The 17,598-nt window shown below is 60.8% G+C and carries 19 protein-coding genes; 1 reads left to right on the top strand and 18 read right to left on the bottom strand.

Annotated features, from left to right (window positions below):
- Positions 1 to 3 precede the first annotated feature (3 nt).
- From HX898_RS11250 to HX898_RS11225, 6 genes are all read right to left on the bottom strand, one after another.
- Positions 4 to 1,335, bottom strand: coding sequence for a MotB family protein (locus HX898_RS11250; RefSeq protein WP_180194679.1), 1,332 nt, complete (start codon positions 1,333 to 1,335; stop codon positions 4 to 6).
- Positions 1,332 to 1,961: a hypothetical protein gene (locus tag HX898_RS11245; protein WP_180194678.1), complete on the bottom strand. Its 630-nt coding sequence runs from the start codon at positions 1,959 to 1,961 to the stop codon at positions 1,332 to 1,334. The genes HX898_RS11250 and HX898_RS11245 overlap by 4 nt, the downstream gene beginning before the upstream one ends.
- Positions 1,962 to 2,164: 203 nt before the next feature.
- Complete coding sequence (locus tag HX898_RS11240) at positions 2,165 to 3,127, bottom strand: flagellin (RefSeq protein ID WP_180194677.1); 963 nt, start codon at positions 3,125 to 3,127, stop codon at positions 2,165 to 2,167.
- Positions 3,128 to 3,427: 300 nt separating this feature from the next.
- A complete protein-coding gene (locus HX898_RS11235) occupies positions 3,428 to 4,339 on the bottom strand; it encodes a flagellin (RefSeq protein WP_026158527.1) in 912 nt (303 codons plus the stop codon).
- 243 nt (positions 4,340 to 4,582) lie between these two features.
- Complete coding sequence (locus HX898_RS11230) at positions 4,583 to 5,491, bottom strand: flagellin (RefSeq protein ID WP_017958998.1); 909 nt, start codon at positions 5,489 to 5,491, stop codon at positions 4,583 to 4,585.
- Positions 5,492 to 5,773: 282 nt separating this feature from the next.
- Positions 5,774 to 6,679, bottom strand: coding sequence for a flagellin (locus HX898_RS11225; protein WP_138388093.1), 906 nt, complete (start codon positions 6,677 to 6,679; stop codon positions 5,774 to 5,776).
- Positions 6,680 to 7,110: 431 nt separating this feature from the next.
- Between HX898_RS11225 and HX898_RS11220 the strand changes: the two genes are divergently transcribed.
- A complete protein-coding gene (locus tag HX898_RS11220) occupies positions 7,111 to 9,084 on the top strand; it encodes a glycosyl transferase (protein ID WP_180194676.1) in 1,974 nt (657 codons plus the stop codon).
- Between the two features lie 140 nt (positions 9,085 to 9,224).
- On the opposite strand, the gene fliP is transcribed toward HX898_RS11220, so the two are convergent.
- The 12 genes from fliP to fliI all read right to left on the bottom strand — a co-directional run bounded on the left by fliP (position 9,225) and on the right by fliI (position 17,520).
- Positions 9,225 to 9,962 (bottom strand): flagellar type III secretion system pore protein FliP, encoded by a 738-nt coding sequence (gene fliP, locus HX898_RS11215; protein ID WP_138334371.1) that lies wholly within the window; start codon positions 9,960 to 9,962, stop codon positions 9,225 to 9,227.
- Positions 9,959 to 10,465 carry a flagellar basal body-associated FliL family protein gene (locus tag HX898_RS11210; RefSeq protein ID WP_138334372.1) on the bottom strand — a complete coding sequence of 169 codons (507 nt, stop codon included), beginning with the start codon at positions 10,463 to 10,465 and terminating at the stop codon, positions 9,959 to 9,961. Before HX898_RS11210 ends, fliP begins: the two co-directional genes overlap by 4 nt.
- Positions 10,466 to 10,477: 12 nt before the next feature.
- Entirely contained in the window at positions 10,478 to 11,194 is a 717-nt protein-coding gene (flgH, locus tag HX898_RS11205) for a flagellar basal body L-ring protein FlgH (RefSeq protein WP_011650477.1), read from the bottom strand.
- Positions 11,191 to 11,733 (bottom strand): MotE family protein, encoded by a 543-nt coding sequence (locus HX898_RS11200; RefSeq protein WP_138334373.1) that lies wholly within the window; start codon positions 11,731 to 11,733, stop codon positions 11,191 to 11,193. The genes flgH and HX898_RS11200 overlap by 4 nt, the downstream gene beginning before the upstream one ends.
- Positions 11,730 to 12,851 carry a flagellar basal body P-ring protein FlgI gene (locus tag HX898_RS11195; RefSeq protein ID WP_003545536.1) on the bottom strand — a complete coding sequence of 374 codons (1,122 nt, stop codon included), beginning with the start codon at positions 12,849 to 12,851 and terminating at the stop codon, positions 11,730 to 11,732. Before HX898_RS11195 ends, HX898_RS11200 begins: the two co-directional genes overlap by 4 nt.
- A complete protein-coding gene (gene flgA / locus HX898_RS11190; RefSeq protein WP_003545535.1) occupies positions 12,848 to 13,330 on the bottom strand; it encodes a flagellar basal body P-ring formation chaperone FlgA in 483 nt (160 codons plus the stop codon). Before flgA ends, HX898_RS11195 begins: the two co-directional genes overlap by 4 nt.
- A 16-nt stretch (positions 13,331 to 13,346) precedes the next feature.
- The gene (flgG, locus tag HX898_RS11185; RefSeq protein WP_003545534.1) at positions 13,347 to 14,135 is read right to left on the bottom strand and encodes a flagellar basal-body rod protein FlgG; all 789 of its coding nucleotides are present in this window, start codon (positions 14,133 to 14,135) and stop codon (positions 13,347 to 13,349) included.
- Between the two features lie 19 nt (positions 14,136 to 14,154).
- Positions 14,155 to 14,496, bottom strand: a complete 342-nt coding sequence (locus HX898_RS11180) for a flagellar hook-basal body complex protein FliE (RefSeq protein WP_138334374.1) — start codon at positions 14,494 to 14,496, stop codon at positions 14,155 to 14,157.
- Positions 14,497 to 14,498: 2 nt separating this feature from the next.
- A complete protein-coding gene (gene flgC / locus HX898_RS11175; protein WP_003545531.1) occupies positions 14,499 to 14,915 on the bottom strand; it encodes a flagellar basal body rod protein FlgC in 417 nt (138 codons plus the stop codon).
- 4 nt (positions 14,916 to 14,919) lie between these two features.
- The gene (flgB, locus tag HX898_RS11170; RefSeq protein WP_138388095.1) at positions 14,920 to 15,312 is read right to left on the bottom strand and encodes a flagellar basal body rod protein FlgB; all 393 of its coding nucleotides are present in this window, start codon (positions 15,310 to 15,312) and stop codon (positions 14,920 to 14,922) included.
- A gap of 262 nt (positions 15,313 to 15,574) precedes the next feature.
- The gene (locus tag HX898_RS11165; protein WP_138388096.1) at positions 15,575 to 16,117 is read right to left on the bottom strand and encodes a flagellar protein; all 543 of its coding nucleotides are present in this window, start codon (positions 16,115 to 16,117) and stop codon (positions 15,575 to 15,577) included.
- 2 nt (positions 16,118 to 16,119) lie between these two features.
- Positions 16,120 to 17,520, bottom strand: a complete 1,401-nt coding sequence (gene fliI, locus HX898_RS11160; protein WP_171599674.1) for a flagellar protein export ATPase FliI — start codon at positions 17,518 to 17,520, stop codon at positions 16,120 to 16,122.
- Positions 17,521 to 17,598 lie beyond the last annotated feature (78 nt).

Below are 17,598 nucleotides of genomic sequence, written 5' to 3'. Positions count from 1 at the left end.
CGACTATCCTTGATCCGCCTGCACCAGAATCTCGATCCGGCGGTTGGTGGCGTTGAACGGGTCAGACGGCAGCTTCAGCCGACGGTCGGCAAAGCCGGAGACCTGGGAGATGCGTTTCTCGTCGAGCCCGCCGCGCACGAGCATGTAGTAGGCGCTCTGAGCGCGGTCCATCGAAAGCCGCCAGTTCTCGTTCTGCGCGCCCTTATACTGGCGACCGTCCGTGTGGCCGCGGATGGCAACCGCACCACCCCTCTCCTTCAGGATCGAGCCGATCTTTTCCATGGCGAGCACCATTTCCTGGCGCGGAACCGCAGAACCGATATTGAACATCGAATCGTCGGTCTGGTCGGAGATGCTGACCAGCAATCCGCCTTCGGACGCCGTCACGGTCAGGCCTTCGGCGAGCTTGCCGGCAACGCCGCCGATCTGCTGGGCGATCTGCGCCTGCAGCTGCTCGGCTTCCTTTTGCTGCTTCTGCTCGGTCTCGGCGGCACTCTTGTCCGCATCCTTCTGATGATCGGCGTCCTTCTGAGCTTCGGCCTTCTTGTCTTCGGGCGACTTGCCACCCGGCGTCTTGCCGTCCTTGGCCTCGACCGCGCCCTTGGTTTCCTTGGTTTCTTTGGTCTCCTGGGCGGCCTTCTGATCGGTGGTCAGCGGTATCGGCTTGGCGTCCTGAAGCTTGGCGATCTCGGTCGTCTCGCTCTCGACCGCCTGCTCGTCGCTCTTGCCGGGCGGCAACGGCTTGCCGGCCGTCGTGACCTCGACCTGCTTCGTCCAGAAATCCGGATCGAAGGGATCACGATAGGCCTCGCCGCCATCGGCACCGGTGGCCGGGCCGGAATCGGCGGCACCGCCATCGCCCTTGGCGCTGACATTGGCCTGCTGGCCGACTTCCTGGGCAATCTCGGCGAGAACCGAATAAGGGTTTTCGAAGAAATCGGCCTCGGAATAATTGGTTTGGTCGCCGGAGGTCGATGTCTGGTCGTCACCATCCGCCGCGGCCTTGCCGTCGTTCGGATCTTCTTCCTTCTGTTTCGACTTCTCCTGCTTCTCCTCACCCTCGGCATTGTCGACGGGCTTCTTCAGGCCCTTCTCGGTCGGCTTTTCGTCGGAGAGTTTGATCGGATTGAAATAGGTCGCGACCGAAGCCTTGGTCTCCTCATTGGCGGCATTGACCAGCCACATGACCAGGAAGAACGCCATCATCGCCGTCATGAAGTCGGCATAGGCAATTTTCCACGCACCGCCATGGGCGCCATCGTGATCACCGCCGCCATGTCTCTTGACGATGATGATCTCGTTCTTGCCGTGGTGGTGGTTTTCGCCTTCGCTCATTCCAGAACTTTCTTCAAGCTGGCCGCCCAGGCGGACATACGGGTGACGATGACGGAATCACCGATTTCGACGGCAAGATCGATATCGTCGGTCTCAAAGTGGCGAACCGCGCCGGCATGTTCGCCGAGCTCGGCCTTCAATATATCGAAAAGCCGGGGCGGGCCCCTGACGACGATCGCTCCGGCCGCGCCTTCGAGGATCGCATCACGCAGCAGGGCGGCGAGGCTTTCGGCAGCCTTGGCCGCAAGCGCTTCCGTCATCACAGGCGCGATGGCCTGGGCGGCGCCGGCGCTGACCAGCTGAGCGACCTCTTCGGCGATATCGCGGATGCGGGACGCAATGACCGCCGCCGCCTCGACTTCGTAACGAAGCTTCAGTTCCTCGAGTTCACGCGCATGGACCTCCGCCAGCGTCCGCGCCTCGCGTTCGTATTTTTCGGTCAATTCCACGGTCGCTGCGGCATGACCTTCCGCATAGGCTTCGCGGCGCTCCGCCTCGACGTCGATCGCCGGTTCGCTCGGCATTTCGGGGAAATCGTCGCCGCCGAAATCGTTCATGTCGAGGATCGGCGCTGACGATTCCGGTTCACCGAAATCCTTCAAATACCGGGAAAGCGTAATGCTCATAAAAAACCATCCAGCATTCGGGAGGCATGCAGCATGCCCGCCCCCGCTCAAAGTGACCTTGCGCGCCGGCATCCCCTTCGAAACGGGCAAGGGCCTGACCTTGCACCGGCACGGATTCGGACGATGCCTTCATGCCGGAAACTAGGCAGTCAAACTTGCGCGAGGATGAATGGCGCCGCCGCCACCCGTGATCGCGCCCACCCCTATTCCAGCAGGATCAGGATCTTGCTCGCGGCCGTGTTGAGGATCGAGATCGCTTCGACCGCCATCTGCTTCTGGGTCTCGATCGCCTTCTGCCGGATCGAAGCCTCGTCCATGTCGGTATCGACGAGCGCGCCGACGCTCTTGTCGATCGAATCGGCCAGATCGGCGGTATAGTCGATCTGATCGTCGATGCGCGTCTTCATCACGCCGATGGACGCGGCCGTCGTCGTCAGCGAGGAGAGAAGCGCGTCGGTGACGTCAAGCATGTCGGTGAGTTGCTCACCGGTCGTGTTGTTGTCGATCGCAATTTCCGTACCCGTCGCCGGCGTGGTCGAGTTGGCGTTCAAAAGGTAGTAGTTGCGCGACGTCGCACCGTTGTTGTTGATCGCATTGGCATCGACCGACTTGGTCAGCAGGCCACCGCTCGCATTGTTCTTGTCGATGAGGATGGTCTGCGACGATGGGAAATCGATGGTCTGGGCCTGATATTCGCCGGTCGGAGCGCGCACGAAACCAGAGATGACCTGCCATGTCGGCGGCGCAGCGGTGTCGCCGTTCAACAGCCAGTTTTCACCCGCAAACGACGTCGATTCAACGATCGTCTGCAGCTGCTCTTTGTATTCGCTAATCTCGGCGTTGATCTTGTCCTTGTCGGCGCCGGGCTCTCTTGCCGAAACCAGTTTGGCGCGAATATCGCCTATGAGATCGATCGCCGAGTTCATCGCCGTGTAGGTCGCATCCACCTTGGCAGCGCCGAGACCGAGCGCATCTCCGATCGTTCCGAGATTGGTGCTGTCCGAGCGCATGACGGTCGCGACCGACCAATAGGACGCATCGTCGGCGGCCGTCTCGATACGATATCCCGAGGACACTTGCTGCTGGGTCTGGTTGGCTTCTTTGTTGATGCTGCGCAGCACCGCAAGCGCATTCACCGCGGCCGCGTTGGTAATCTTAACGGTCATCGACAGGTCTCGGAATCGGGGTGAAAGGGCAGGCCGGATTGCCGGCGGCGACTGAAGTGGCGTCATGCCTCCGGCAGAGTTTCTACCGGCGTGTCGCAAAAGCAAATCAACTCGAGGCGAAGTTAACTCGATACCAACCTGTTGGGCAAGTGCGGAGCACTGAGCCCGATGCAGCGATCGCAATTCCGACCAAAGCATTGATATAAAAGAAAGAACCGCGCCATTTCGGGCGCGGTCCGGGATGCTTTGCACTTCTTGCCAGACGACGGCGCAAGATTGGGTCCAGCTTCAGCGCCTGATTTAGCTGCGGAACAGCGTGAGGATGTTCTGAGCGCTGGAGTTGGCAATCGACAGCGACTGGATGGCCAGCTGCTGCTGCGTTTGCAGCGCCGTCAGCTTGCTCGATTCCTCTTCCATGTCGGCATCGACGAGGCGGCCGACACCCGATTCGATCGAGTCGCTGAGCGCGCCGACGAAGTTTTCCTGCAGATCGATGCGCGTGGAAATCGAGCCGAGCTGCGATGCAGCCTTGGTCATCGCCTCCAGGCCGGCCTCGATCGACGTCAGAGCCATGGAGATCTCAGCCGAGCCGAAAGTGCTGATGTCCATCGAGTAGATCGAGCCGATCGTTCCATATGATGTGCCGATGATGCCGGAACTCGTGTCGATCACGCCGGCCGAGGTCATGCCGAAGAGGACGTTGCCTGTGGAGCTCGAGTTCAGGATGTAGTCCGTCGTCTTGACGGAGACATTGCCATTGCCATCACGCACGAAGGTGGAAACGACGCTCTTGGTGCCGTCGGCGCCGGCAACCCAGTTTTCACCGGAGAAGGAAGCCGATTGCGCGATGCTCAGGAGCTGCTGCTGCAGCTGGCTGATTTCTTCCTGGACCTTGGTCTTGTCGACGCCCTTTTCGGTCGCGGCGACGATTTTCGCCTTGATTTCGCTGATGACGTCGATGGCGCTGTCCATGGCAGAGTAAGCGGTGTCGACTTTGGCGGCGCCGAGGCCGAGAGCGTCGGAAACAGCTCCGAGAGCCTTGTTGTCCGAACGCATGGTCGTTGCGATCGACCAGTAGGCGGCGTTATCGGCTGCCTTTTCGACGCGGTAACCCGACGATACGTGGTTCTGCGTCGTCTCAAGGCTGTCGTTGATACCGCGGAGTGTCTGAAGAGCGGCCATCGCCGCGACGTTCGTCAAAATGCTGGTCATGAAATGATTGCCCCTTGGCGTGTGGAAAAAAGGGACATTCCGGAAAGCTACCGGGAACGGGAAGCAGCCTCATGCCTGTTAACCGGTTCTTAAATTTGGTTAACTCTCCGTCTCGTTGACCGCAGAAGACAGCATTATGGTTAATCATTGGTTAACGAAAATTAAAAAGCCGCGCTCCATCGGAGCGCGGCTCGATTCCGAGATGCCCGCCGGAGACCGGCGGCCCGATGTTTCTGCGGGCTATTAGCCGCGGAACAGCGTGAGGATGTTCTGCGAAGAGGAATTCGCGATCGACAGCGACTGGATCGCCAGCTGCTGCTGGGTCTGCAGGGCGCTGAGCTTGGAAGATTCTTCTTCCATGTTGGCGTCGACGAGGCGGCCGACACCGGAGTCGATCGAGTCGCTGAGCGCGTTGACGAAGTCTTCCTGCAGGCCGATGCGGGTGGAGATCGAGCCGAGAGCAGCGCCTGCGCTGGTCATGGCCTTCAGAGCCGATTCAACGTTGGTCAGAGCCGTCTGGATCTGGCCGAGCGTGAAGGTGGTGATGCTCATCGAGTAGACCGAGCCGGTAGCGCCCGACGAGGTGCCGAGGATACCGGTGGAGGTTTCGACCGAGCCGCCGCTCATGCCGAACAGGACGTTGCCGGTGGAGGTGTTCGAGAGAACGTAGTCGGTCGTCTTGACCGAAACGGCGTTGGAGGCGTCGCGGACGAAGGTGGAAACGACGCTCTTGGTGCCGTTTGCGCCGGCAACCCAGTTTTCGCCCGAGAAGGAGGCTGACTGAGCAATGCTCAGGAGCTGCTGCTGCAGCTGGGTGATTTCTTCCTGGACCTTGGCCTTGTCGACGCCGTTTTCAGTGGCGGCAACGAGCTTAGCCTTGATGTTGCCGACAACGTCGATGGCGCTGTCCATGGCGGAGTAAGCGGTGTCGACCTTGGCAGCGCCGAGTCCGAGAGCGTCGGAGACAGCCGAGAGAGCCTTGTTGTCCGAACGCATGGTCGTTGCGATCGACCAGTAAGCGGCGTTGTCGGAAGCCTTGCCGACGCGATAGCCGGACGAGACGTGAGCCTGGGTTTCCTGGAGGCCCTGGTTGATGCCACGGAGAGTCTGGAGGGCTGCCATTGCAGCGTTATTGGTGTTGATGCTCGTCATAGTTTGCTTGCCCCTTGTTGGCAGATTTTAAGAAGGGACATTCCGGATTTTCGGCCGGCCCACAGCGATCAGCATCATGCCTGTTAACCATTCCTGTTAGGGTTAACTCGCCGTTTCGATGGGCCTAGATGACAGCAAGATGGTTAAGGAAAGCTAAATTCGAATTGGAAATAGCGTAAAAATATCTGAGACTTAGAAGGATTTTCATTAACCTTATGTTAAAACATTTCGCGGCCGGGGATGACCCGGCCGCGAAACTTGGAAGCCTTGTGCCGACCGGTCTTAGCGGAAGAGCGACAGGATGTTCTGCGAAGAGGAGTTCGCAATCGACAGCGACTGGATCGCCAGCTGCTGCTGGGTCTGCAGGGCGCTGAGCTTGGAGGATTCTTCTTCCATGTTGGCGTCGACGAGGCGGCCTACACCGGAGTCGATCGAGTCGCTGAGGGCGTTGACGAAGTCGTCCTGGCTGTCGATGCGGCTGGAGAGCGAGCCGAGAGCAGCGCCGGCGCTGGTCATGGCCTTCAGAGCCGCTTCAACGTTGGTCAAAGCCGTCTGGATCTGGCCGGCGGTGAAGTTGGTGATGCTCATCGCGTAGATCGAGCCGGTCGCGCCCGACGACGTGCCGAGGATACCGGTGGAGGTTTCGACCGAGCCGCCGCTGATGCCGAACAGGACGTTGCCGGTGGAGGTGTTCGAGAGAACGTAGTCGGTCGTCTTGATCGAAACGGCGTTCGAGCCATCGCGGACGAAGGAGGAAACAACGCTCTTGGTGCCGTTTGCGCCGGCAACCCAGTTTTCGCCGTTGAAGGAAGCCGATTGAGCGATGCTCAGGAGCTGCTGCTGCAGCTGACCGATTTCTTCCTGGACCTTGGCCTTGTCGACGCCGCTTTCGGTTGCGGCAACGAGCTTGGCCTTGATGTCGGTGACGACGTCGATGGCGCTGTCCATGGCGGTGTAAGCGGTGTCGACCTTGGCAGCGCCTACGCCGAGAGCGTCGGAGACGGCCGAGAGAGCCTTGTTGTCCGAACGCATGGTCGTTGCGATCGACCAGTAGGCCGCGTTGTCGGAAGCCTTTTCGACGCGATAGCCCGACGAAACGTGGTTCTGCGTCTGGTTGAGGCCCTGGTTGACGCTACGCAGCGTCTGGAGAGCGGCCTGTGCGGAAGAATTGGTGTTAATGCTTGTCATAAGTCTGTCCCCTGGAAAACTAGATACAAAAAGGAGGACATACCGGACTATAGTACCGGCGATGACGGACCAGCTTCATGCTACTCGGCGCCTGTTTTGTTTGGCCCAAACCCGTCATGTCCAGGGCAATTTCGCAGCCAATGCTTGCCAACTTCTTAAAAGTGCAGACCCTGGGCCGGCTCCTTGCAGGGCATAGTTAATGCCTTCTCACAAGGCTTAGTTAATGCCTGCTGAAGATAATTTTTGGCATCCGAATTCGAGCGGCAAAAGCGAACTTTACCGGCGAAAGGGGCGCTTTCCTGGGACAGTCGAGGCTTTCCGGACAAAGCAGGCGCTCATCGCGCCACCGGTTTCAAGCAAGCTTCGAATGCCAGTATGGCAGATGCCGGGATAGCATCATCGGACTGACCCCGTTTTTGGGAGGACGGTCCATGCGCGCTTCGGCGATCGACAGTCATGCCAGAACATTTCCTTCACGGAGTTGGGTTTTGAACAGCAAAGTTTCGTTCTCTGCGGCATCCAAGGATTACCAGATGGGCCGCTACACACAGTCCTTGGCGACGCTCAACCAGCTCATGGATATCCAGCAGGACGCCAAGACCTATGCGCTGCTGGCCAAGAACCTCGTGCAGCTCGGCTTCAAGGCCGATGCCGCGAAAGCCTATGGCCTGGCCGGCAATTGCGAAGGACCAAACGCCTACGAATACCAGAAACAGGCTGCCAAGCTGCATTACGAGACCGGCAACGAGGACGATGCTCTGCTGATCGCCATGCGAAACCTCGCCAAGGCGCAGGAAGACCCGGAGCTCGCCTTCATCATCACCGCGATCTATCTGAAGCGCCAGCAGCGGGATATCATCCGCCCGTTCAAAACGGTGCTGTCGCAGAGCCAAAACCCCGATCATATGCGCCTGGCGGCCTTGCTTCTCAGCGACGATCTGAACGACCCGACCAACCAGAGCCTCTCGCGCAACCTTTTCAAGCGGTTTCCCGGCAATCTCGCATTCCGCTTCCTGCATCTGGTTTTCGCCCGCGAATTCAATGAGTTCGAAGAGGCCGACAAACATCAGGCGGTGATCGACGCTGCACTCGCAAAGGGGGATATCGAGATCCTGCGCAAGGACAATCCGTTCTATCACCTGCACTGGTGCGGCAACGAGGACTTCAACCGGTATGCGACGATCGGCTTCGCCCCCCTCAACCCGGAACGGGTGTCCTTCCGCCGCAGCCAGCCGCACAGCTGGTCGGACAAGATCCGGATCGGCTACATGTCATCGGACTTCTGGGATCGCCACGCGACGATGAAGCTCTTGCAGCGCATCCTGGAACTGCACGACAAGGACCGGTTCGATGTGACGCTGTTCTGCCATACGGACCCGGAGTTCCTGAAGCACAACGATACCGACCGCAACCGCTGGGGCAGGATCGTCACAATTCACGGCTTCTCCGACCAGGCGATGCTGGAAGCGGTGCGCGAGCATAATATCGACATCATGGTCGACCTGAAGGGCCATACATCAGGCAGCCGCGCCACGGCCTTCAACTTGCCGCTGGCACCGGTGCATGTCGGCTGGCTCGGTTTTCCCGGCAGCACGGTCAATATCGACCTCGATTATGTCATCGGCGACCATTCGGTATTGCCCGACGTGGCAAAGCCCTTCTATCATGAGAAGTTCTGCCGGCTGCCGGAGAGCTACCAGCCGAACGACCCGATGCATCGCCCGAAGCCCCGCCCCGTCACCCGCGAAAAGCTCGGCTTGCCGGAAGAGGCCTTCATCTTTGCGTCCTTCAACGGCAATCGCAAAATCACACCGGAGACGATCGACAGCTGGTGCCGCATTCTCAAGCGTGCGCCAAACAGCGTGCTCTGGCTGATGGCAAATACGCCGCGCAACCAGGCGAACCTCTTGAAGCAATTCCAGACGGCCGGCATTTCGCCCAAGCGGATCATCTTCTGCCCGCGCGCGCCCTATGAAGAACATATCGACCGTCAGCAAGCAGCCGACCTCGGCATCGACACCTTCCCCGTCAACGGCCACACGACCACCTCGGAGCAGCTCTGGGGCGGCCTGCCAGTCCTGACCGTCAAAGGCACGAACTTCGCCTCACGCGTCAGCGAGAGCCTGCTCAGGGCCATCGACCTGCCCGATCTCGTCGCGCCCGACCTGCAGGCCTATGAGGATATGGCCGTCGAACTGGCTGAGAATCCCCGGCGGATCGCCGAATACAAGGCGCATCTCAAGGAGAAGCGTTATATCGCGCCGCTCTTCGATGCCGAACGGTTCTGCGACCATCTGGAGAAGGCCTATGAAGTCATGGCCGAGCGTGCCAAGCAGGGTCTCGCACCCGATCACATGGACATTCCGGCGCTGCCGCCGCGCACGGCGCCGTTCGCGGCGGAGTGAGGCTTTTCGACCGCTACAGCGTCGCGCGTCTTTCAGATGGGTAAAGGACGCTGTAGCACTTTGAATTGTTGCATAATGAAAGAACCCGCTGGAGCGATCCAGCGGGTGTTTTTCATTGGTGAATATCAAGCGGTAGCCGGTCAGCTGAACGAGCGCACCAGGCTGCCGACGAGCAGGTTCCAGCCGTCGATCAGCACGAAGAAGAGAATCTTGAAAGGCAGCGAGATCGAGGTCGGCGGCAGCATCATCATGCCCATCGCCATGGTGATGGTCGCGACGATGAGGTCGATGACGAGGAACGGCAGCACGATGAGGAAGCCGATCTCGAAGCCGCGGCGAATCTCGGAAATCATGAAGGCCGGGATCAGCACGCGGTAGTCGATCGGATCGGTCGTCTGGATATTCTGTCCGCGTTCGCGCGCCAGATCGACAAAGAGCGCCAGATCCTTGTCGCGGGTATTGGCCGCCATGAAGGTGCGGAAGGGTTCGGCGATACGCTGGACCGCCTCGGTCTCGTTGATCTGATTGGCAAGCAGCGGCTGCACGCCGTTCTGCCAGGCCTGATCGAAGGTTGGCGACATGACGTAGAAGGTCATGAACAGCGACAGCGACAGGAGGATCATGTTGGAGGGCGTCGAGGAGAGGCCCATCCCTGAGCGCAGGATCGAGAAGGCGATGATGAAGCGCGGAAAGCTCGTCACCATGATCAGGATGCCCGGCGCGACCGAAAGAATGGTCAGCAGGCCGAATGTGCGGATGATCCAGGCGGCGACGGAGCCATCGACCGGCACGTTCAACAAGTCAGTCGGCAGCTGCTGTGCCACCGCCAGTTCCGGTACCGCCATCATGGCGGCAAGGAAAACTATGAGACGAATCATTCGATGACAAATGTCCTGAACATGACCTTCGATACCCGCCCTTGCGAGCGAAGGTCAACACGTTCCTGTATGTCATCCTTGAGATATTGAAAGCCCCGCGGCCCCTCGATCTGCTGGAGGGAAACGGTCCTGATATAAGCGAGGATATCCTGGTGAATATCCTCGGAAACCTTGACATCCGGCGGCCCGTTGAACAGCAGCGCGACTTCGAGTCGCACCCAGTTTTCTGAGGGGTAGGCGAGGTTCGAGGTGATCGGCTCGAGCTGGACGACGTTGTTGGCCTCGGTCGAGATGCGCGCCAGGCCTTCCTCGGCCTTCTTCTTCGCCTCCTCATCCTTGGCCTGCTCGACCTCCTTGGCACCCTTGACGTTGGGCGCCACGATCGTGCCGACCGCCCAGCCGCCGCCGGCGCCGAGCAGGGTCAGGACGGCGATGCCGATGATCGTCATCAGCGAGCCGGATTTCTTCTGCGATTGACCTGCGCTTGCGTCTGGTTCTGCCATCGTCGTTCAGCCTCAAAGCGGCGAGAAAAGATCGACGGCCTGCTGGCCGCGCGGAGGCTGCTGCACTTCCATCAGACGGCCGCGGCCGCCGTAGGAGATACGGGCTTCGGCAATCTTGTCGTAGGAGATCTGGTTGTCGGCATTGACGTCCTGCGGACGAACGATACCGGCGACATTCAGGATGCGCAGCTCCTGGTTCAGGCGGACTTCCTGCGAGCCCGATATGACGAGGTTGCCGTTTTCGAGAATACCGGTGACGACGGCGGCGACCAGAAGGGTGAGCTTATCGGTACGCTCGATCTTGCCCTTGCCGTCGGTGCTGGTGTCGGAGCCGTAAGTCAGGTCGGTCTTCGACTCGGGCGTCCAGCCGAAGATCTGGGCGTTGACATCCCAGTTCATGCCGCTCGAATTCGTGCGGCTGCGGTTGGTCTCGTTGTCGAAGGAGGCCTTGTCGTTGATCTGGATGTCGACGGTCAGGATGTCGCCGACGTTGAGCGCGCGCGCGTCCTTGAAGAGGGCAGCTTGCGAATCGCTCCACAGCGAATAGCCCTGCGCCACGGCGCGCGGCTGCTTCGGATAAAGCGCCATCTGTGGCGTCTGGCCGTAAGCGAGGCCGCTGCCGATCGGGCTCATGGCAGGCGCACGGCCGATCTCGCTGACCGCAGTCGGAGACTGGCAACCTGCAAGGAGTGCGAGGGCGGCGATCGCGGCCGGGAAACGCATATTCATGAAGGATCCTTCGACGTATTGGGATCGGACGCACTGGCGATGACGCTGGCGATGACCGCGGCCTTCTCAGGGTCCATCTCGTTGAGGATGAGGCTCGACTGACGCGGGCCGAGCCGCATGATCACGGCGGAGGCCACCTCGATCTTCATGTCCTGCAACTGAAGTGCGGCCGCATCCGGCTTCATCTTCCTGTAGATTTCGGTGAGGCCGGCTTCCGCCTGCCTCAGGAAATCGTCACGCCGCTTCAGCCAGTCCTGGTATTCGGCCTTGCGCTTGTCCATTTCTTCCATGCGGGCGTCGATGTCGGCGCGAAGCTTTTCCAGTTCCTGCTTCTGCAGGAGGTAACGCTGGTCGCGGGCGGGCTCGGCGATGTTGGTGCAGAACTGCTTGATTTCATCCTGCGAGGTGATGTCGCCTGCCGGCGCATGTTCCTGCGCGAAGGCGCTGGGGATCGACAGAAGGACGAGGCCTGCGGCCGGCAGCGCCAGCCGGCGCAGCAATTGCAGAACCGTCATGTCGGGGTTGATGATATCAATCATTGCAGCACAAGCTCCGCCTGCAGGGCGCCTGCCGACTTGATGCCCTGGAGAATGGCGATGATGCCATCCGGTTTCACACCGATATTGTTGAGGCCGGCGACAAGGGTCCTGAGATCTGGACCATCGATGATGGCGACGCGCCCGCCGGTCTGCTCGGCCGCGATATCGGTCTGCGGCTGGACGGCGGTCCGGCCGCGCGAGAAGGGTTCGGGCTGGATGATCTGCGGCGTCTCGGTGACCTGGACAGTCAGGGTGCCGTAGCTGACGGCGACCGGCGAGACGCGGACGTCGGAGCCGATGACGATCGTTCCGGTGCGCTCGTTGATGACCACCTTGGCCGGCGTGTCGGTTTCGACGATGAGATTTTCGACGTCGGCCATCAGCCGGGTGAGATCGGCCGCGCGCGGCTTCTGGATCACGACTTCCTGCGAATCCTTGGCTTCGGCGACGGGGCCGCCGAAGCGCGCCGAGGCATAACCGTTGACGATGTCGGCGATACGGATCGCCGTCGAGAAGTCTGGGTTGCGCAGCTGCAGGACGAGATTGACCGAATCTTTGAAGCGGGACGGCAGTTCTCGTTCGATGATCGCGCCGCCGGGCACGCGGCCTGCGGTGGTGACGCCTTCGGTCACGGTCGCCGCCTGGCCCTGTGCCTGGAAACCGGAGACGATGACGGCGCCCTGCGCAACGGCGTAGATCTGGCCGTCGGCGCCGGAAAGCGAGGTCATGACGAGCGTGCCGCCGCGCAGCGACGTCGCGTCGCCGAGCGAGCTCACCGTCACGTCGATACGGCTGCCGGGACTTGCGAAGGGCGGCAGGTTGGCGGTGACCATCACGGCCGCAGTGTTCTTGGCGTTGGACTGACCGCCCTGCGTCGAGATGCCGAGATTCTGCAGCATCGCCCGCATCGACTGCTCGGTGAAGGGCGAGGCACGGAAGCCGTCGCCGGTTCCCTGCAGGCCGACGATCAGACCATATCCGATCAGCTGGTTGTCGCGACCGGCCTGAAGGGAGGCGATGTCCTTGATGCGGGAGGTCAGCGCCCAGGCGGGCGCGACATCAGCCAAGCTCATGGCGAGAACCGCGACAAGGGTGACGAAACGGAAGAACAATTTCATTTTGCCCTCACATGGACCGTGCCGTCCGCAAGCACCGTGCCGCTGACGATGACGCCGGAGTCCATATTGCGTGCGCGGACGACCTGCCCGATCGTGCCGTCTTCGAGCGGCGTGCCGGCGGCGGAGATTGTCATCGCGCCGAGCGATAAGACCAGGCGGATCGAAGAGCCGCGCGTCACCGTATAGGCCTCGCGCAGACCCGAAACCGAAATCGTGCGGCCCGGCAACAGCGTGCGCTTGGAAACCATGCCTTCGACCTGGGAAATGGATTTGGCATAATCGCCGGCGAGGTTGGGGTTGGTGACCTCGACCTCCTGAAGCTGGCTCGACGACAATGTGTCGCCGGGGTAGATGATCGTCGTCGGGACGACGGCATAACCCATGCCGGCGTCCACGTCCGCGGGCAAGAAAATGCCCGCGACTGCGATCGTGGCTGCCGCCACCCATCCTGAGATGTGTCCTGCCCGGCAAAACATCATGTTTCGGCCCTTCCCTTTACTTCAGGTTCTTGCTGACGATGGAGGCCATTTCATCAGCGGTGGTGATCACCTTGGAATTCATTTCGTAAGCGCGCTGGGCCGAGATCAGCTCGGTGATTTCCTTCACCGGGTCGACGTTCGAAGATTCCAGATAACCCTGCTTCATGTAGGCGAAACCTTCCTCGTCAGGATTGCCGATGACGGCTTCGCCGGAGGCCGGCGTTTCCTGGAAGAGATTGTCGCCCAGCGGCTGGAGACCCGCCTCGTTGACGAAGTCGGCAAGGGTCAACTGGCCGAGCTCGGTTGCCTCCGTCGCTCCCGGCAGCTTGGCCGAGACCTGGCCGGAGCGGCTGATCGTCAGTTCGGTCGAGCCCGTCGGAATGGTGATGCCGGGAAGGACCTCGTAGCCGTCGATGGTGACGAGCTGGCCCTGGTCGTTTTTATTGAAGGCGCCGGCGCGGCTGTAAAGCGTCGTACCGTCGGTCGACTGGATCTGGAAGAAGCCCTTGCCGATCAGCGCCACGTCGAGATCGTTGCCGGTCTGGGTCAGTTCGCCCTGGAGATGCAGGTTGCGGACCGCCGAAGTCTGGACGCCGAGACCGATATTGGCACCTTCCGGAACGACGGCCTGGTTGGCGCGGTTGGCGACACCCTTGGCACGTTCAGTCTGGTAGAGAAGATCCGAGAATTCGGCGCGGGCGCGCTTGAAACCGGTCGTATTGATGTTCGCGATGTTGTTCGCGATGACTTCCAGATTGGTCTGCTGGGCATCCATGCCCGTTGCTGCGATGGCGAGCGCTCTCATGTGTTCGTCCTCAAATCAGTTACATCTGCATCTTGGTGACTTCGAGAAAGGCCGAGACGACCTTGTCGCGGATGGCAATCGCGGTCTGCAGCGTCTGCTCGGCCTGGAGCATGGAATCGACGACTTCACGCGTCGTCGCCGTGCCCTTGATACCGGCAAAGGACATGCTTTCCGCACCCTTCAGGCTGGTGACCGCGTCGCTCGCCATGTTGCCCATGACAGAGGCGAAGCTCATGCCATTGGCCGCACCTGCGGCGCCCGACATGGTGGCGGCAGACGAGGAGGCGGAATTTTCGGTGTCGACGGCGCCGAGCGCACGGGTCATCGAAAGGTTGCTGACATTCTGGACGCTGCTGATCATTATTATTGGCTCTTCAGGAGGTCGATCGTGGAGGAGATGAGATCGCGGGTCTGTTTGATGGTCTGCAGATTGGCGTCATACGAGCGGTTGGCTTCGCGCATGTCGGCCATCTCGACCAGGATATTGACGTTCGGCAGTTTGACGACGCCCTTCTGGTCCGCAGCCGGATTGCTGGGGTCGAATTCAGTGCTGAAGTCGCCTTCGTCGACGCCGACCTTCTTGACGCCGACAGTCTCGACGCCGTTGCTGCGATCCATCTGCTGGCCGAAGGTAATCGTCTTGCGGCGATAGGGGTCGGCGCCGGGCGTGTCGCCGGTCGAGCGGGCGTTGGCGATGTTTTCCGAAACGATGCGCAGGCGCGTCGACTGCGCCTCGAGCCCGGAACCGGCGATTTTCATTGCTGCTGAAAGCGGATCCATGACTTTACCTCCTGACCGTCATCAACATCATGCGGTTGAAGGAACTGACCAGCGAGGTGTTCAGATCGTACTGGCGCTTGATATCGCCCGACTTGGAGAGCTCCTCGGCCAAACCGACCGTGTTGCCGGATTCCTGGACACCGATTTCCTGGTCGAGTGCGGCGTCCTTGACGTCGATATCGCCGCTGTCGCTGAAATCGTTGCCGCTGAGATGCGCCGGATTGGTGCGCGCCATGTTGATATTGGCATTGTCGAGCACCGCATCAAAGGGCGTAACGTCCTTGGCATGGAACTTCGGCGTATTGGCATTCGCGATGTTGCCGGCAACAACCTGCTGACGGATCGTCAGCCATTCCGCCTGCCGCGAAGCCAAGTCGAAAAGTTGGATCGGTTGCATGAGAACTCTCCGTTTTTACTGTCCCGAACCTAGTGCGGTAATCTTGCGTGGGACTTACGGGGAATTCAGGCTTCGAGGCGGTTTTCGGCGAAGGCCGCCGCTTTGACAGCGCCGCGCGTCTTTCGGACGCGCAAGGACGCTGTAACTCTTTGAATTGCTGCGTCATTCCATAAATCGGAATGGATCTAAGGAATCGCGCAGAAAAAAGGGCTCCGGCCGATTCGCGGCGGAGCCCTGTTGCCTTTGGCGTTTGCGGACAGGTTCAATTGTTCTGGTAGATCTCGCCCTTGGAGGTGACGATCACCCATTTGCCGTCGCGCTGCTCGAGTGTCGCAAGGCGGCTTTCGTCGGGCAGGATCGAGCCGATGCGCACTACATACATGCCCGAGGGATCCTCGATCAGCGCCCGGCCGTTGGAAACATGCAGCAGACGGAAGGAAGACTTTCCGGGGAAAGGCTGATCTTCCTGTATGGCGCGGCCAGCGCGCTCCTTGCCGAGATCGGAGACCGTCGCCGTCGTCAGCGGATCGATCGGCGGGGCCTTCTTGTCCGCCTCGTTCTTGTTGACCATGGCAAGCGGCGAGACGCTGAAAACGTTGCGGGCCGGCCAATCCGGCAGTTCACGCGAATTCTCGCTGGCGGCGACATTGATGCCGAATTTGTCCGCGTTGAAGAAGACGTACCAGGGAAAGAAGGCGGAGGCGCCGGCAAGCGCCAGGCCGGAGAAGGTCAGAAACCGATCCAGGATGGCGGCTTTCCTGCGCTGCTTCAGGGAAGCGATACGTTCGTCGTCGAAATCAGCCACGTCTAGCCTCTCCTCTGAATAGGGGCGCCCTGATTGCCCATGCCGGCTGCAGCCTTGAGCGCGCCGGCGAGATCGGCGAAAGCATCGAGCGAGTCGCGATCGCCCGGAGACTGCTTCAGAACGTCGTAAATAATCGGCACCTGCTTGATCGCCATGTCGAGATCGGGATCAGCACCCTGGCGGTAACCGCCGATCATGCGCAGGTCGCGCGTCTCTTCGAAGCGATGGATCAGCACCTTCAGCCGCGATACCAGCTTTTCCTGATCCGGCGTCCAAGCCTTGCGGGCGAGACGCGAGATCGAGGCGAGCGGATCGATCGGCGGATACCGCCCTTCTTCGGCGAGACTGCGCTGCAGGACGATATGACCGTCGAGGATGCCGCGGGTCGAATCGGCGATCGGATCATTGTGATTGTCGCCGTCGACGAGGATCGAGATGATCGCCGTGATGGTGCCGGCGCCCTCGGGACCGGGACCGGCGCGTTCCAGGAGGCGCGGCAGCTCGGTGAAGACGGAGGCGGGATAACCGCGCGCGATCGGCGGCTCGCCGGAGGCGGTCGCCACCTCGCGGATCGCATGGGCGAAACGCGTGACGCTATCGACGATGAAGAGGACGTTCTCGCCCTTGTCGCGGAAATGCTCGGCGATGGTGACCGCCGTCAGCGGCGCCATTTTGCGCAGCATCGGGCTCTCGTCGCTGGTGGCGACGACGGCAATCGCCTTCTTCATATTGCTGCCGAGCGTATCCTCGATGAATTCGCGCACTTCGCGGCCACGTTCGCCGACGAGCGCAATGACAACCTTGTCGAAGGCATCGGCGCGGGCGAGCATGGACAGAAGCGTCGACTTGCCGACGCCGGAACCGGCGAAGATGCCGAGGCGCTGGCCGAGGCAGAGCGGCGAGAAGATGTCGATCGCGCGCACGCCGGTCTTGAAGCCGGTCTCGACACGTTTGCGGGTCATCGAGGGCGGCGCGGTATTGGAGATCGAGCGGCGATCGAGGCCCTCGGTGATCGGGCCCAGCCCGTCGATCGGCTCGCAGAGCGAGTTGACGGTGCGCCCGCACCAGCTGTCCGTCGGTGAAATGCGGAAGGCGCCCTTACGGATGACGGTATCGTGGATACCGATCGGTTCGCCGGGTTCGATCGGGCAGACATAGATCAATTCCGGCTCGACGCGCACGACCTCGCCGAGATGGATGCCGGTGGCCGATTTATGGGCCACGAACTCGCCGAGACGAACATGGCGGGAGAGACCGTGAACCGTGTAGTGGCCGGCAGCGATGGTCTGCACGCGGCCGCCATGGGCAACCGCGAACTCCGGCGATGCGTATCGCTCGACGAGGTCCGCCAGATGCGCCAGCTTCGGAGAAAGACCGTCCACTGATAGTAGCGTGGTGCTCATGCTTCAAATCCCGCCCTAAAATACGTCGCGTGCAGCTTGCTGCATGCGACGTATTTTGGATCTTTGTTCTTGTGCACG

It is taken from the genome of Rhizobium sp. WYCCWR 11128, from assembly GCF_013416305.1.
GTDB lineage: Bacteria > Pseudomonadota > Alphaproteobacteria > Rhizobiales > Rhizobiaceae > Rhizobium > Rhizobium indicum.
Note: the sequence above shows the minus strand (reverse complement) of the source record. Positions and strands in the feature narration are given on the sequence as shown.

Coding starts and splice junctions, on each gene's coding strand:
- HX898_RS11230 (WP_017958998.1), bottom strand. CDS start 5,491: ATGACGAGCATCAACACCAATAACGCTGCAATGGCAGCCCTCCAGACT.
- HX898_RS11235 (WP_026158527.1), bottom strand. CDS start 4,339: ATGACCAGCATTTTGACGAACGTCGCGGCGATGGCCGCTCTTCAGACA.
- HX898_RS11195 (WP_003545536.1), bottom strand. CDS start 12,851: ATGAAATTGTTCTTCCGTTTCGTCACCCTTGTCGCGGTTCTCGCCATG.
- HX898_RS11225 (WP_138388093.1), bottom strand. CDS start 6,679: ATGACAAGCATTAACACCAATTCTTCCGCACAGGCCGCTCTCCAGACG.
- HX898_RS11210 (WP_138334372.1), bottom strand. CDS start 10,465: ATGGCAGAACCAGACGCAAGCGCAGGTCAATCGCAGAAGAAATCCGGC.
- flgC (WP_003545531.1), bottom strand. CDS start 14,915: ATGGATCCGCTTTCAGCAGCAATGAAAATCGCCGGTTCCGGGCTCGAG.
- HX898_RS11220 (WP_180194676.1), top strand. CDS start 7,111: ATGCGCGCTTCGGCGATCGACAGTCATGCCAGAACATTTCCTTCACGG.
- fliI (WP_171599674.1), bottom strand. CDS start 17,520: ATGAGCACCACGCTACTATCAGTGGACGGTCTTTCTCCGAAGCTGGCG.
- HX898_RS11180 (WP_138334374.1), bottom strand. CDS start 14,496: ATGATCAGCAGCGTCCAGAATGTCAGCAACCTTTCGATGACCCGTGCG.
- flgG (WP_003545534.1), bottom strand. CDS start 14,135: ATGAGAGCGCTCGCCATCGCAGCAACGGGCATGGATGCCCAGCAGACC.
- flgB (WP_138388095.1), bottom strand. CDS start 15,312: ATGCAACCGATCCAACTTTTCGACTTGGCTTCGCGGCAGGCGGAATGG.
- HX898_RS11245 (WP_180194678.1), bottom strand. CDS start 1,961: ATGAGCATTACGCTTTCCCGGTATTTGAAGGATTTCGGTGAACCGGAA.
- flgA (WP_003545535.1), bottom strand. CDS start 13,330: ATGATGTTTTGCCGGGCAGGACACATCTCAGGATGGGTGGCGGCAGCC.
- fliP (WP_138334371.1), bottom strand. CDS start 9,962: ATGATTCGTCTCATAGTTTTCCTTGCCGCCATGATGGCGGTACCGGAA.
- HX898_RS11250 (WP_180194679.1), bottom strand. CDS start 1,335: ATGAGCGAAGGCGAAAACCACCACCACGGCAAGAACGAGATCATCATC.
- HX898_RS11240 (WP_180194677.1), bottom strand. CDS start 3,127: ATGACCGTTAAGATTACCAACGCGGCCGCGGTGAATGCGCTTGCGGTG.
- flgH (WP_011650477.1), bottom strand. CDS start 11,194: ATGAATATGCGTTTCCCGGCCGCGATCGCCGCCCTCGCACTCCTTGCA.
- HX898_RS11200 (WP_138334373.1), bottom strand. CDS start 11,733: ATGATTGATATCATCAACCCCGACATGACGGTTCTGCAATTGCTGCGC.